The following is a 14,726-nucleotide window of genomic DNA, read 5'->3' as shown; positions in this document are numbered from 1 at the left end:
GGCGGCTCAGGCCGCCTCCCGCCCCTTCCGCGCCTCGTAGGCCTTCAGCCCCGTATAGACCTGCGTGAGCAGCGGGAAGGCCGCCGCCGGGGCAAGCCGCCGGCCGCGGGCGATCAGGTCGCCGATCACGTGATCCGCCTCGATCCGCCCGCCATTCTCGATGTCGCGCAGCATCGAGGCCGTGAAGGTCGAGCCCGCGGCGGTGAGCTGCCCCCGCGCCCGCTCGGCCACCACGGTCCGCGGCGGGAAGCCGCTCGCCGCGGCCACGACCGTGCATTCCCCGTGCAGCGCCGCCATAAAATCGGCGCCGCCGGGCGCCGCCACGATGTCGCCGACGGCGGCGCGCATCAGGGTCGTCGCCCCGGCCAGCGTCGCGAGGAACACCCACTTCTCCCACATCTCCAGCAGGATCGCGTCGCTCAGGCGCGGCTGGAACTTCAGGCCGCGCATGAGGGTGTCGACCGCCTCGATCCGGGCCGTGCGCGCTCCGTCCCGCTCGCCGTAGGTGATGCTGCACAATTCGCTCATGTGGCGGATCGCGCCGTCCGGCGCGAGGGTCGCGGCGATGGCGCAGGAGCCGCCGAGCACGCGCTCCGCGCCGAAGCGGGCGTCGAGGGCATCGAGATGCGACAGGCCGTTCAGCAGGGGCAGGATCGCCGTCTCCGCCCCCACCGCCGGGGCGAGATCCGCCAGCGCGCTGGCGAGGTCGTAGGCCTTGCAGGACAGGACGATCAGGTCGAACGCGCCCGCCTCCGCCAGCCGGTCGGCGGTGACGGTCGGCGGATTCGGGATGTGCAAATCCCCGAGCGGCGAGTGCAGGACGAGGCCGTTCGCGGCGAGCTTCTCCGCCCGGGCCGGCCGGACCAGGAAGGTCACGTCGGCGCCGGACTCGGCGAGGCGCGCCCCGTAATAGCCGCCGGTCGCTCCGGCCCCGACGATCAGCGTGCGCATCTGCTCTCTCCGTACCGGGACGAGTGTCGGTATCCAGTTTCGTGAGCGCCGGCCGGAATCAAATCAAGACCCGAGAAGACGGAGACCGCCTGTCTACTGGGCGGTTTGAAGCTGCCGAACCAACCTGGCATCCGCGGTCACGAGCGCGGCATCCCAGCGTTCAGCCGCGACCACGTAGAGTGCATCGTAGTGCGTGCAACCGACGATGCTGGCGATCTGGAGTGCAGCGTCTGCGATCTCATGAATGGGACGGAGCTGGATCAGCGTGCCTAGGGCCGAGACCGACGCGCGTGCCTGATCGAGCGTAATGGCATCGGCGCGATGGGCTCGCAGGAGCGTATTCCCGACCTCGACCAAGAGGTGCTCGGGAGCGATCCGGACATCGTCCTCGCGCAGCACCGTCTCTGCCAAATCGCTCTGCGACTCCGGCAGAAACCACTTCACGGCTACGCAGGCATCAATGACGCTCATCGTCCTTCGCGGTCCGCCCTGATCAACGGCGTGCTGTCGGGGAGCGGCCCACGAAGGGCTTGAGCCCTGATCCTGCGAACGAGAGCAAGGGCTTCGATAGCCTGAAGGTCGTTACTGTCCTTCAGGCCATCCTCGTTTCGATGACGCCGGCCGCCTTCCGCACGGCCGCCGGCATCGTCGTGCGGCACATCGAAGACAGGCCGGTGCCTTGCGAGCGTTGACCAATGTGGATCGGTCATGGAACCTCCCTGTCAGGTCCGCGACGGATAGTTCGGGCTCTCGCGGGTGATCGTCACGTCGTGGACGTGGCTCTCGCGCAGGCCGGCATTGGTGATGCGGATGAAGCGCGCCCGCTCCTGAAACTCCGGGATGGTCGCGCCGCCGACATAGCCCATGGCTGCGCGCAGGCCTCCGGCGAGCTGGTGCAGGACGTTGCCGACCGGCCCCTTGTAGGGCACCTGCCCCTCGATCCCCTCGGGGACGAGCTTGTGGGTGTCGTTGACCTCGGCCTGGAAGTAGCGGTCGGCCGAGCCCCGCGCCATGGCGCCGACCGAGCCCATGCCGCGATACGACTTGTACGAGCGGCCTTGATACAGAAAGACCTCGCCCGGGGCCTCGTCGGTGCCGGCGAGCAGGGAGCCCAGCATCGCCACCGAGGCGCCCGCGGCGATCGCCTTGGCGAGGTCGCCGGAATACTTGATGCCGCCGTCGGCGATCACCGGGATGTCGGCCTCGGCAGCGGCTTCCACGGCCTCCATCAGCGCGGTGAGCTGCGGCACGCCCACCCCCGCCACGATCCGGGTCGTGCAGATCGAACCGGGGCCGATGCCGACCTTGATCGCGTCCGCCCCGGCATCGATCAGCGCCTGCGCACCCTCGCGGGTGGCGACGTTGCCGGCCACCACCTGCACGGCGTTCGAGAGCTGCTTCACCCGGGCGACGGCATCGAGCACCTTGATCGAGTGGCCATGCGCCGTATCGACCACGATCACGTCGCAGCCGGCATCGATCAGGCGCTCGGCCCGCTCGAAGCCGCTGTCGCCGGTGGTGGTGGCGGCCGCGACCCGCAGGCGCCCCTGCTCGTCCTTGACGGCGAACGGGTAGGTGATGCGCTTCTCGATGTCCTTGACGGTGATCAGGCCGATGCAGCGGTAATGGTCGTCGACGACCAGCAGCTTCTCGATGCGGAACTGGTGCAGCAGGCGCTTGGCCTCGTCCTGGGTCACGCCCTCGCGGACGGTGATCAGGCGGTCGCGGGTCATCAACTCGGCGACCGGCTGCGCCGAATTCGTGGCGAAGCGCACGTCCCTATTGGTCAGGATGCCGACGAGCTTGCCGCGCGACCCATTCGGACCCCGCTCCACCACCGGGATTCCGGAGATGCGGTTGCGCTTCATCACCTCGAAGGCGTCGGCCAGGGTCTCGTCCGGATGGATGGTGATCGGGTTCATCACCATGCCGGACTCGTATTTCTTCACGAGCCGGACCTGCTCGGCCTGCTCCGGCGGCTCGAGGTTGCGGTGGATCACGCCCATGCCGCCGCTGGCCGCCATGGCGATGGCCATCGGCGCCTCGGTCACGGTGTCCATCGCCGAGGCGAGGATCGGCAGATTCAGGGGGATCGACCGGGTGAGGCGCGAGGCGACGTTGACCTCGGTCGGCATCACCGAGGAGGCGGCGGGCCGCAGGAGCACGTCGTCGAAGGTCAGCCCTTCGATGATCGATGCGGAGTCTACTCGGGCCATGTGCCAACTTTCCTCGGACGGCCGCGCCTGTGGGCTCGCGCAGCGGGATCGGGTTGGCAAGTGGCAGTATCACGGGGTCCGCGGTGGCGCCAATGCGCCGTCGCCGCGCCGCAGCGGGAAAACACGCATGGCTCCCCCGCTTTTTCGCACTCCGATCGGCGCGGTCAGCGCCTCGCCTTCGCGGGTCCCTGATCGGTGTATTCGGGCGGCAGGCCGATATAGTCGCCCAGGATGCCGTCGATCCCCGGGGCCCGGCCATAGGCCTCGCAATCCGGGTCCAGGGGCGCCTCGCCCAGGGTGGTGACGCGGATACGGTCCCAGGTCGGCAGGGTGTTGGGAGCCGTGAACGGGTCCGTGCCGGTCGCCAGCAGGTAGCCGAAATCCTGGCCGAAATCCCCGGCGAGGTCGTAGGCGTCGCTCGCCCGGGAGAAGCGCGGCTGGCTGGTGAAGGAGTTCGCGGCCCCGCCCCAGACCATGGCGGCGCGCTGCTCGCGCCTCCGGTCCAAAGCCTCGGCCTCCACGGTGAGGCTGCCCAGCCCGATCGGCACCCGCGGGATCGGCACGCGCCCGATGCCCTCGGCGGCGCTGAGCCCGAACTGGGAAGCGACCGTGACCCCGGCCGAACCCGCGATGGTCGCGCCGGCGCCAAGGAGGTCCGTTGGATCGACGCGGGTGACCTGGGCCCGCACGGTCAGGTCCGCGTTGCGCCCGGTCACGACATCGTATCTCAGCGACAGGTCGTAGCAGAGCGCCCGGTCGGCGGCGTTGGCGATCAGGCGGCGCTCGGCTGCGGTCAGCGGCACGGCACCCGCCACATCGGCGTGGAACGCCGTCGGGATGATGCGCACGGTGCGGGCTTTGGCCAGCGCCGGCCGGTCCACGTAGATCCGGGCGGCGGACGCGACCTGATCGCTCGCCTTGAGGCGATCGTAGCGGGTCAGCGAGCCGCGATCGTTGAGGAGGACGGTGCCGCAGGCCGCCACCATCGAGAGAAGGGCGACGCCGGCGGCGATCCGCGGCAGGGTGCGGGCCGGGCTGGGGCTGGGCTGCATCGAACTCCTCGTGACCCGGCGCCGTGCCGAATTGCGCCGACATCACGGCCGCGTGATCGAGACATAGCGATCGAGCTTCGCGCAAAACAGGTAACGGCGCCCGCTGCGCAACATCTGTTGCAGGATGGATACATAAGCGAAACACGAGGATGCGAGGTGGCCGCCCTGCCGTGCAACCGGCGCGGCGTGCCGCGCGTCTGCCCCCCGATGCCCTCCGCCACCCAAAGACCGCTCTGGATCGTCCCCCTGACGGTCGCCACCGCGTTGTTCATGGAGAACACCGATTCGACGGTGATCGCCACGGCGCTTCCGAGCATCGCCGCGAGCCTCAGCGAGGACCCGATCGCGCTGAAGCTCGCCCTGACCTCCTATCTGGTCAGCTTGGCGATCTTCATCCCGGTGAGTGGCTGGATGGCCGACCGCTATGGCTCGCGCACCGTCTTCCGCGCGGCGCTCGTGGTGTTCATGGCCGGCTCCCTCGCCTGCGCGGCCGCCAACGGGCTGGCGTGGTTCGTCGCGGCGCGGTTCCTCCAGGGCATGGGCGGGGCCATGATGGTCCCGGTCGGACGGCTGGTCGTGCTGCGCAGCGTGCCGAAATCGCAGCTCGTCACGGCGCTGGCCTACCTGACCTTCCCGGCCCTCGTCGGACCGGTGCTCGGCCCGCCGGTCGGGGGCCTGATCACCACTTGGTTCGACTGGCGTTGGATCTTCTTCATCAATCTGCCGATCGGCTGCGCCGGGATCGTGCTGGCGACCCTGTTCTTCGAGGATGTCCGCGAGCCCGAACGGCCGCCCCTCGACATCCTGGGTTTCCTGCTGCTCGGGACGGGGCTCGCCGCGCTGATGCTGGGCCTCGCCTCGATGGGACGCCACCTGCTGCCGCCCGCCGTCTCCTGGGGCTGCCTCGCCGGCGGCGCGGTGCTGCTTCCGCTCTACTGGGCCCATGCGAGGCGGGTCGCCCACCCGATCGTCCGGCTCGACCTGATGCGCCGCTCGACCTTCCGGGTCGCGGTGCTCGGCGGCAGCCTGTTCCGGATCGGCACCGGGGCGATCCCGTTTTTGCTGCCGCTGATGCTGCAGGTCGGGTTCGGGCTCGACGCCCTGCATTCCGGCCTGATCACCTTCGCGGCAGCGGCCGGCGCGATGTTCGTGAAGACCCTCGCGCCGAAGATCCTGCGCCGCACCGGCTTCCGGACCCTGATGACGTGGAACGCGCTGCTCGCCTCCGTCTTCCTGGCGGTGAACGGGCTCTACACCGCGCAGACGTCCCATTGGATCATGGTGACGCTGCTGTTCGTCGGCGGCTGCGCGCGCTCGATCCAGTTCACCTGCGTCAACGCCATCGCGTATGCCGATCTCGAATCCCGCGAGATGAGCGCGGCCACGAGTTTTGCCAGCGTCTGCCAGCAGCTGTCATTGAGCCTCGGCGTCACCCTCGGCGCCCTGGCGCTGGAGGGGACCGCGGGCCTCCACGGCCGGACCCAGATCGAGGCGGCCGATTTCGGGCCGGCCTTCTTCGCCGTGGCGGTGATCTCGGCGGTCTCGGCGCTGGCCTTCCGCCGCCTGACGCCGGATGCCGGGTCGGAAATCTCGGGACGCCACGCGATCGCCGCCGCCGCTCCCCCTCCGGCCGCCACCGCCGCCGAGATGCGGCCGCGGCACGGCTAGATGCCGCTCAGGCCGCCGCGCGGGCGGGGGAACGGCCGGGCGGCCGCTTGGCGCCCCTGGCCGCGGGGGCCTTGCCGGCGGTCTTCCCGGTTGGCTTCGCGCCCTTCGGCGCCGCACCGGAACGCCAGCCCTGCCAGCTCCAGGCGCCGGGGCCCGTCAGGGCGTACATCAGGAATCCGCCGGCGAGGCCGAGATCGGCCAGGAGGAGCGTGCGCTCGGCGACGGCCGCCGGGCCGATGTAATGCCAGAAGGCGTGGAGCACGAAGGCGGTCAGGGCCGCGAAGACGGCGAGCGCCAGCCCCGTGAGCCGCGGCAGCACGCCCAGGATCAGCGCGAGCGGCCCGAAGACCTGCACGACCACCGCGGCCGTGGCGACGGCATTCGGGAACGGCATGCCGGAGCCGGCGAGCGTCAGCGCGAAGCCCGAGACGTTGAGGGCCCGGGCGATCCCGGTGGGCAGGAGCGCGGCGGCCAGGAGCAGCCGCGCGGCGAGAAGCGTTCCGTCCTGGGCGCGGGCGATCATGGGAGGTCCGGTCGGCGGCGAAGCTGACCGGAGCTTGGCCCGGTCCGCTGAAGACCGGGTTAAGCCGCCGCCTCAGCCGGAGACGCCGCCGCGGAACAGGCGCCCGCGCTCGGTCCAGGCGACGACGGCCAGCGCCAGCCCGCCGAGGCCGGCATAGCCGAGGCCCACCGGCACCACCGTCCCGTCGAAGGACTGCCCGATCAGGAAGCCGCAGAGGGCGCCGAGGAGGGTGGTGTAGAAACCGAGGAACGAGGAGGCGGTGCCGGCGATCGCACCCAGCGGCTCCAGGGCGAGCGCGTTGAAGTTCGGCATGGCAAAGCTGATCAGGAACTGGTTCAGCGCCAGGATCGAGAGGAACAGGGCCAGCGGCGGCTGGCCGTGATAGGCGAGCCCGACGCCGACCTGGAGCAGGCCGACCGCCGTGAAGGCGATGACGCCGCCATGGGACAGCGCCCGCATCCCGAGCCGCCGGACGACCCGGGCGTTGATCAGCGTCGCCGTCCCCATGGCGCCCGCCACCAGCCCGAAGGCCAGGGGAAACAGCGGGCCGAGATGGTACAGACCGGTATCGAACACCTGCTGGGCCGAGCCGACATAGCCCATGATGCAGCCGGTCATCAGCCCGAGGGCGGTGGCGTAGCCGACGGCGACGCGGGTCCGGAGCGTCAGGCGGATCGCCTCCCAGGTGGAGGCCGGCGAGAGCGGCCGGCGGTATTCCGGGTGCAGCGTCTCGGGCATGCGCATCGAGAACCAGAGCGTCAGCCAGAAGGCCAGCACCAGCATCGAGACGAAGACGTAGACCCAGGAGCCCAGCGCCAGCATCATGCCGCCGATCGCCGGCGCGACCATCGGGACGATGAGAAACACCATCATGGTGAGCGACATCACGCTTGCCATCTCGCGCCCCGAGAAGCGGTCGCGCACGATCGCCACCGAGAGGACGCGCCCGCCGGCCGCGCCGATGCCCTGGATGATTCGGGCCGCGAGCAGCCAGCCAAAGCTGGGGGCGATCATGGCGAGCCCACAGCCGACCACGTAGATCGCGAGGCTGACCAGCAGGACGGGCCGGCGCCCGACGGCGTCGGAGACCGGCCCGTAGACGATCTGCGCGAAACCGAAGCCGATCATGTAGACGTAGACGAGGAGTTGCAGCCGGTTGGGATCCGGCACGGCGAAGCGCGCCTCGATCGCCGGGAAGGCCGGCAGCAGGTTGTCGATCGAGATCGCGGTCACCGCCATCATCAGCGCGATGATGGCGACGAACTCGACGAAGCCCGGGCCCGACCAGGGGCGTGGGGCGCGGGTCTCCTGGACCGGCGGCACGGGCCGGATCACGACTGTCAAGGCGGGCTCACGGGATGCGCGGGGACGGGCCGATCAGGGCTCGCCCATCGCGGCACACTTATGACGATCCCGCCCGCCCGGCGCAGCTCAGGCCGGCAGCGGGTGCAGGGCCGGTTCGGCGGGCCTGCGCCCGACGAAGCCGGCCATCAGCGCCGCGACGAGGCAGAGCAGCCCCGCCGACACGAAGGCGCCTAAATAGGTGCCGGTATCGGTCCGGACTAGGCCGGCGAGCCAAGCCGCCGAGGCGGCGCCGATCTGGTGGGCGGCCGCGATCCAGCCGAACATCAGCGCGGCGTTCTCCTCGCCGAAGGATTTCCCCGCGAGCTGCACGGTGGGCGGCACCGTGGCGATCCAGTCGAGCCCGTAGAACACGGCGAACAGCGAGAGGCCGTAGAAGCTGAGGTCGAAGGAATAGGGCAGGAAGATCAGGGACAGGCCGCGCAGGCCGTAATACCAGGCCAGGAGCTTGCGCGAATCGAACCGGTCCGTGAGCCAGCCCGAGGCTGTGGTGCCGATCAGGTCGCAGATCCCCATCAGCGCGAGCAGCCCCGCCGCCGTCACCTCGGCGATGCCGTGGTCGATGCAGGCGGGGATCAGATGCGTGCCGACCAGCCCGTTGGTCGAGGCGCCGCAGATGAAGAACGTGCCGGCGAGCAGCCAGAAATCCCGGGAGCGCAGGCCCACCCGCAGGCCGCGCAGGGCGCGCATCGCCGGGTTCTCGGTGAGGACCGGCGTCGGCGTCACCGTGGTCTCGCCGTAGCGCGGCAGGCCGAGATCCGCCGGGCGGTCGCGCAGCAGCAGGGCGGCCAGCGGGATGAGCGCGAGGGTCGCGGCCGCGACCACCAGCGAGACCGAGCGCCAGCCCTGCCCCACGGCCAGGGAGGCCAGCACCGGCAGGAAGACGAGTTGTCCGGTGGCGCTGCTCGCGGTGAGCATTCCCAGCACCAGCCCGCGACGCTTGCCGAACCAGCGCCCGGCCACGGTGGCCCCGAGTACGTTGGCGACCATGCCGGAGCCGGAGCCGACCACGACGCCCCAGAGCAGCACCATTTGCCAGGGCGCGGTCATGAGGCTGGTCGCGGCCGTGCCGATCGCCAGGATGAGGAGCGCCGTGCAGACGGAGCGGCGCAGGCCGAACCGCTCGATGACCGCCACCGCGAAGGGGCCGATCATCCCGTACAGGAAGATGTTGAGCGCGATCCCGACCCCGATCATGGACGCGGTCCACCCGAATTCCCGCTCCCAGGGCACGATCAGCACGCTGGGCGTGGCGCGCACGCCCGCGCCGACGAGCAGGACCAAGAAGGTCACCGCGGCGACGATCCAGGCGTAGTGCAGGCGCGGCGCGGGACGCGTCTCGGCGAGGGATGGCATGGTCGGGCTCCGGGGCGAAGGCGGGTCGGTCAGGAGGCGGCGATCAGGGCTTCGGCCAGGGCGGCGACGGCTCCGGGCTCGACCCGGGCGGCGATGCGGGCCTGCGCCGCGCGCCAATGGGGCATCGCGGCCGCGATGGCGGCCCGGCCGGGCTCGGTCAGCACCACCACCCGCTCGCGCGCATCCGCCTCGCCGGCGGCGATCCGCACGAGGCCCCGCCGTTCCAGCGGGTCGAGGTTGCGCGCCATCGTGGTCCGCTCCAGCGCCGCCTCGGCGGCCAGCCGCGTCACCGGGGTCGGTCCCAGGCGGTCCAGAAGGCGCAGGATCGCGAATTGCGTCACCCGCAGCCCGGAGGGCCGCAGGGCCGCGTCATAGGCCGTGGTGACGGCGCGCGTGGCGCGGCGCAGGGCGGAGCAGGTGCAGGGCTCGGTCGAAGGGTGATCCATCACTATGCGTGTATATGCACATTTCCGCGCGTGCTCAAGCGGATCCTGACGGTTCGCACCGTTCGACATGCACCGGTGCCCAAACCGCCGGGGCGTGTCATCGACACGGCAGGCCACGCTGCTATCCCTAGGACGCGCGCCGCCGGAGGAGACACCGGTTCCGGCGGACGAGGGCGCATCACGATGAAGGCCGCGCCGCTCCCGACGACTGCCGGATCGGGATCTGCTCAAGGTCGGCAACCCGGTTCGGGAGAAGCGCGATGACACTCGAGACCGCGACGGCGTTGTCCTCCTCCGAGCAGAAGACGGCCCGTGCCGGGCTGATCGAAGCGGCCGCCGACCTCGTGACCGAGCAGGGCGGCCCGGGCGGTTTCGTGCGCGACCTGCTCGGGCGGGTGACCCCGGAGGATCTGGCCTCCTACCAGGCCGATGCCCTGGCCGATCTCGCCGCCCGGGCCCGGGCGTTCCTGGCCGACCCGCGTCGGCCCGGCGATCCGGCCCGGATGCGTTTGAGCGATGTCGATCTGGTCCGCGACGGCCGCCGCCGCGAGATGACGATCCTCGAAGTCATCAACGACAACCGCCCGTTCCTGCTGGATTCGACGCTGGCCGAACTCACCGAGCAGGGCTTGTCGCCGGACCTCGTCGCCCACCCGATCCTGGGCGTCGAGCGGGATGCCGGGGGGGCGCTGATCCGCGTGGTCGGCGAGACGACCGCCGACGCCCAGGGCAGCCTGGCGCGCGAGAGCTTCATCCACATCCATCTCGATCGCCTCGCCGCGGAGGCCGGTGAGCGGCTGCGGGAGGCGCTGGCGGCCGTCTACCGGGACGTCGCCCTGGCGGCCGACGATCACGACGCGATGCTGGCGCGGCTCACCGATCTCGCGGAGAATCTGGGCCGGGCACCGACCCCCATGCCGGAGAGCGAGATCGCCGAGGCGCGGGCCTTCCTGGACTGGCTGACGGACGGGCAGTTCCTCCTCGTAGGGATGCAGCAGCACGGCATCGACGGCGAGGCGCATCCCCTGGTCGATGGGTCGAGCCTCGGCGTGCTGCGCGATCCCGGCGCCACGCCGCTGCGCCGGGGCCGGACGCCGGTGGACTACACCCCTGAGATCCTGACCTTCCTGGAGGAACCCCAGGCGCTGATCATCACCAAGGCGAGCGTGAAGTCCCGCGTCCACCGGTCCGCCTACCTGGACTATGTCGGGGTCAAGCTGTTCTCCGGCCTCGGCAAGCTCTCGGGCGAGGTGCGGATCGTCGGCCTGTTCACCGCCACCGCCTATACCAGCCCGGCCCGCGACGTTCCAGTCCTGCGCCGCAAGGTCGAGGCCGTCGTCGCCCGCGCCGGCCTCGACCCGACCAGCCATGCCGGACGCAGCCTCCTAGCGGTGCTGGAGAGCTATCCGCGCGACGAGCTTTTCCAGATCGACGTCGAGCGGCTCTACCGATTCACCCTGGCCATCGCCAACCTCGCCGACCGGCCGCGGATCCGCGTCCTGTCGCGGCCGGACCGCTTCGGCCGCTTCGTCTCGCTCCTCGTCTACGTCCCGAAGGAGCGCTACGATTCGACCATCCGGGCGCGGATCGGCGCCTACCTCGCCGACGCCTATGGCGGGCGGCTCAGCGCCGCCTACCCGGACTACCCCGAGGGGCCGCTCGCCCGCACCCACTACATCGTCGGCCTTCCCGACCAGGGCGCCCCCGAGATCGATCCGACCGGCCTCGAATCCGGCATCGCCGCCCTGGTCCGGACCTGGGGCGACGCCCTGCGGGCGGCCCTCGCGGAGAGCCATGGCGGCGACCGGGCACGCCGGCTCGCCGCCCGGTACGCCGACGCGTTCTCGGCCGCCTACCGGGACAATTTCCAGCCGGAGGTCGCCGTCGGCGATGTCGCGATCCTGGACAGCCTCAGCGCGGAACAGCCGCGAGCCGTGCATCTCGGCCGCCGCGGGTCGGATTCGGCTGCGCAGGTCCGCCTGAAGGTGTTCTCACGGATGACCGCGATCGCGCTGTCCGATCGCGTGCCGGCCCTGGAGAATCTCGGCTTCCGCGTCATCAACGAGCGCACCTACCGGATCGTGCCGGCGGGTGCCGCCGAGGCGGACCGGGTCTGGCTGCACGACATGCTGCTCGAACGCGCCAGCGGGGCCGCGATCGAACTTACGGATCTGGAGCAGCCCCTCGAAGACGCGATGCTCGCCATCGCGGAGGGCACGGCGGAATCGGACGGCTACAACCGCTTGGTGCTGGAGGCCGGCCTCGCCTGGCGCGAGGCGGCGCTGCTCCGGGCGCTCGGGCGCTACCTGCGCCAGCTGCGCATCCGCTACGGTCAGGATTACATCGCCGGGACCCTGAGCCGGCATCCCGGGATCGCGCGGGCGATCGTGAGCTTGTTCCGCGTCCGGTTCGAGCCCGCCACCGAGGGCGACCGGGCCGCCGGGACCGCGGATGTCCGGGCCGGAATCGAGGACGCGCTGGCCGACGTCACCAGCCTCGACGACGACCGGATCCTGCGCCGGTTCGTCAACCTCGTCGAGGCGGCGGTGCGGACCAACTTCTTCCAGACGGGGGCCGACGGGAAGCCGCGGGAGACGATCAGCTTCAAGTTCGCCTGCGCGAAGGTGGCGGCGATGCCCCTGCCCCGGCCGCTGTTCGAGATCTTCGTCTACGCCCCCCGGGTCGAGGGCGTGCACCTGCGCTTCGGCTATGTCGCCCGGGGCGGCCTGCGCTGGTCCGACCGGCCGGAGGATTTCCGCACGGAGATCCTCGGGCTGGTGAAGGCCCAGCAGGTCAAGAATGCCGTTATCGTGCCGGTGGGCGCCAAGGGCGGATTCTTCCCCAAGCGCCTGCCGCCGGCTTCCGACCGCGCCGCCTGGATGCGGGAGGGTACCGAGAGCTACCAGCTCTTCATCCGCACCCTGCTCGAACTCACCGACAACATCGTCGGCGACGCGATCGTGCCCCCGCCCGACACGGTCCGGCACGATCCCGACGACGCCTATCTCGTGGTCGCCGCCGACAAGGGCACCGCCACCTTCTCGGACATCGCCAACGCGCTCTCGCTGGAGAAGGGCCATTGGCTGGGCGATGCCTTCGCGTCCGGCGGCAGCCAGGGCTACGACCACAAGGGCATGGGCATCACCGCCCGGGGCGCCTGGGAGGCGGTGCGCCGCCACTTCCGCGAGATCGACATCGACGTCCAGACCGATCCGATCACTGTGGTCGGCGTCGGCGACATGTCGGGCGACGTGTTCGGCAACGGCATGCTGCTGTCGCAGAGCATCCGGCTGCGCGCGGCCTTCGACCACCGGGACATCTTCCTCGACCCGAACCCGGACGCGGCGGCGAGCTTCGCCGAGCGCCGCCGCCTGTTCGATCTCGGGCGCTCGTCCTGGGCGGATTACGACCGGAGCCTGATCTCGGCGGGCGGTGGCGTGTTCTCCCGCAGCCTGAAGACGGTGCCGCTCTCTGAACCGGTGCGGGCGGCCCTGGGCTTCGACCGCGCGGAGGCCACGCCCACGGAGCTGATGCAGGCGATCCTGAAAGCGCCGGCCGACCTGCTGTGGTTCGGCGGCATCGGCACCTATATCCGCGCCACGACCGAGACCGACGACGATGCCGGCGACCGCGCCAACGACGCCGTGCGCATCACCGGCCCGGAATTGCGGGCCAAGGTCGTCGCCGAGGGCGCCAATCTCGGCCTGACCCAGCGCGGGCGCATCGAGGCCGCGCGCGCCGGCATCCGCCTCAACACCGACGCCATCGACAATTCGGCCGGCGTGAACACCTCCGACGTCGAGGTCAACATCAAGATCGCCCTGATGACGCCGGAGCGTGACGGGCGGCTGAGCTACGAGGCCCGCAACGCCCTGCTCGCCACCATGACCGAGGAGGTCGGCCACCTCGTCCTGCGCAACAACGAATTGCAGACGCTCGCCCTGTCCCTCGCCCAGCGCGGCGGCCTCGGCGAGACCGGCTTCGCCATGCGGACCATGCAGGCGCTGGAGGCCGAGGGGCGCCTCGACCGGGCGGTGGAGTTCCTGCCCGATGATGCCGCGCTCACCGAGCGCCTGCGCCGGAACGAGGGGCTGACCCGGCCGGAATACGCGGTGCTGCTCGCCTACGCGAAGCTATCGCTGCACGACGCGATCCTGGACAGCGCCGTACCGAACGACCCGTATTTCGACCGCGAATTGCAGCGCTACTTCCCGAAGGCCCTGCGCGAGCAGTTCCCGGATGCCGTGAAGGGACACCGGCTGCGTCGCGAGATCATCGCCACGGCGCTGGCCAACATCATCGTCAACCGGGGCGGCCCGTCCCTGACCACGCGCCTGGTCGACGGGACCGGCGCCGACGCGGCCACCATCGCCAAGGCCTATGCGGCGACCCGGGACGCCTTCGGCCTGATGGAACTCAACCTCGCCATCGACGGCCTCGCCGGCCGGATCACCGGCGCGGATCAACTCGGCCTCTACGCCGAGGTCCAGGATCTGCTGATGAACCGCATCGTCTGGTTCATCCGCAACCTCGACCTGACCGGCGGCCTCGCCCCGATTGTGGGACGCTACCGGGACGGCATCGCGGCGGTGGAGGCGGCGCTGCCCAAGGTGCTCGACGCGGCGGCCCGGGCGGCGATCGACGCACGCGCGACCGAGCTCGAAGAGCTCGGCATGGAACCGGCGCAGGCCCGGCGGCTCGCCTCCCTCACCGCCCTGGTCTCCGCCCCCGACATCGTCCGGGTCGCCGAAGCGGGCGGTCGGCCGGTGGAGGAAGTGGCCGCTACGCATTTCGCCCTGGAGCACGCCTTCCGCCTCGACGAACTCGCCGCGGCCGCGCGCACCGTCCCGGTCGCCGACACGTTCGATCGCGTCGCCCTGGAGCGCGCGGTGGCCGGCATCGCCGCCGCCCATCGCAAGCTGACCGCCGAGATCGTGTCCGATCTGGGCGCCGGGCCCGGGGCCGTCGAGGCCTGGGCGAAGGCCCGGGGGCCGTCGCTCGCCCGGATCCGCGATGCGGTCGACGCGATCCGCGCGTCCGGTCTGACGGTCTCCAAGGCGACCGTGGCGGCGAGCCTGCTCGGCGATCTCGTGCGCGGGGGCTGAGAATCCGGCACCGGGCGCATCGGCTGAGCCACCGGAACCGGGAGAAT

11 protein-coding genes are annotated in these 14,726 nt (G+C 71.0%); 3 read left to right on the top strand and 8 right to left on the bottom strand.

What is annotated here, in order from left to right:
- Window positions 1–6: 6 nt before the first annotated feature.
- Together panE and MKK69_RS03630 are read right to left on the bottom strand one after the other, a co-directional pair.
- Window positions 7–951: a 2-dehydropantoate 2-reductase gene (gene panE / locus MKK69_RS03635; RefSeq protein ID WP_243965638.1), complete on the bottom strand. Its 945-nt coding sequence runs from the start codon at window positions 949–951 to the stop codon at window positions 7–9.
- Between the two features lie 93 nt (window positions 952–1,044).
- Entirely contained in the window at window positions 1,045–1,422 is a 378-nt protein-coding gene (locus tag MKK69_RS03630; RefSeq protein ID WP_243965631.1) for a type II toxin-antitoxin system VapC family toxin, read from the bottom strand.
- A gap of 59 nt (window positions 1,423–1,481) precedes the next feature.
- Here MKK69_RS03630 and MKK69_RS03625 point away from each other — a divergent pair, with 59 nt between their 5' ends.
- Window positions 1,482–1,643, top strand: coding sequence for a hypothetical protein (locus tag MKK69_RS03625; RefSeq protein WP_243965622.1), 162 nt, complete (start codon window positions 1,482–1,484; stop codon window positions 1,641–1,643).
- A gap of 30 nt (window positions 1,644–1,673) precedes the next feature.
- On the opposite strand, the gene guaB is transcribed toward MKK69_RS03625, so the two are convergent.
- Entirely contained in the window at window positions 1,674–3,167 is a 1,494-nt protein-coding gene (gene guaB, locus MKK69_RS03620; protein ID WP_243965620.1) for an IMP dehydrogenase, read from the bottom strand.
- A gap of 164 nt (window positions 3,168–3,331) precedes the next feature.
- The gene (locus tag MKK69_RS03615) at window positions 3,332–4,219 is read right to left on the bottom strand and encodes a DUF3313 domain-containing protein (RefSeq protein ID WP_243965612.1); all 888 of its coding nucleotides are present in this window, start codon (window positions 4,217–4,219) and stop codon (window positions 3,332–3,334) included.
- A gap of 207 nt (window positions 4,220–4,426) precedes the next feature.
- Between MKK69_RS03615 and MKK69_RS03610 the strand changes: the two genes are divergently transcribed.
- Window positions 4,427–5,887: an MFS transporter gene (locus MKK69_RS03610; protein WP_243965973.1), complete on the top strand. Its 1,461-nt coding sequence runs from the start codon at window positions 4,427–4,429 to the stop codon at window positions 5,885–5,887.
- Window positions 5,888–5,894: 7 nt separating this feature from the next.
- Here MKK69_RS03610 and MKK69_RS03605 read toward each other — a convergent pair whose 3' ends face one another.
- The 4 genes from MKK69_RS03605 to MKK69_RS03590 all read right to left on the bottom strand — a co-directional run bounded on the left by MKK69_RS03605 (window position 5,895) and on the right by MKK69_RS03590 (window position 9,574).
- Window positions 5,895–6,410: a DoxX family protein gene (locus MKK69_RS03605; RefSeq protein WP_243965610.1), complete on the bottom strand. Its 516-nt coding sequence runs from the start codon at window positions 6,408–6,410 to the stop codon at window positions 5,895–5,897.
- 72 nt (window positions 6,411–6,482) lie between these two features.
- Window positions 6,483–7,649: a multidrug effflux MFS transporter gene (locus tag MKK69_RS03600; protein WP_243965971.1), complete on the bottom strand. Its 1,167-nt coding sequence runs from the start codon at window positions 7,647–7,649 to the stop codon at window positions 6,483–6,485.
- Window positions 7,650–7,841: 192 nt separating this feature from the next.
- A complete protein-coding gene (locus MKK69_RS03595; protein ID WP_243965601.1) occupies window positions 7,842–9,128 on the bottom strand; it encodes an MFS transporter in 1,287 nt (428 codons plus the stop codon).
- A 29-nt stretch (window positions 9,129–9,157) separates the two neighbouring features.
- Window positions 9,158–9,574 carry a MarR family winged helix-turn-helix transcriptional regulator gene (locus tag MKK69_RS03590; RefSeq protein ID WP_243965593.1) on the bottom strand — a complete coding sequence of 139 codons (417 nt, stop codon included), beginning with the start codon at window positions 9,572–9,574 and terminating at the stop codon, window positions 9,158–9,160.
- Between the two features lie 260 nt (window positions 9,575–9,834).
- Here MKK69_RS03590 and MKK69_RS03585 point away from each other — a divergent pair, with 260 nt between their 5' ends.
- Window positions 9,835–14,679, top strand: coding sequence for an NAD-glutamate dehydrogenase (locus MKK69_RS03585; protein WP_243965590.1), 4,845 nt, complete (start codon window positions 9,835–9,837; stop codon window positions 14,677–14,679).
- The last annotated feature ends 47 nt before the right edge of the window (window positions 14,680–14,726 follow it).

The organism is Methylobacterium sp. J-026, assembly GCF_022829585.1.
In the GTDB taxonomy this organism is placed as follows: domain Bacteria; phylum Pseudomonadota; class Alphaproteobacteria; order Rhizobiales; family Beijerinckiaceae; genus Methylobacterium.
This window is presented reverse-complemented; position numbering and strand designations above follow the sequence as displayed.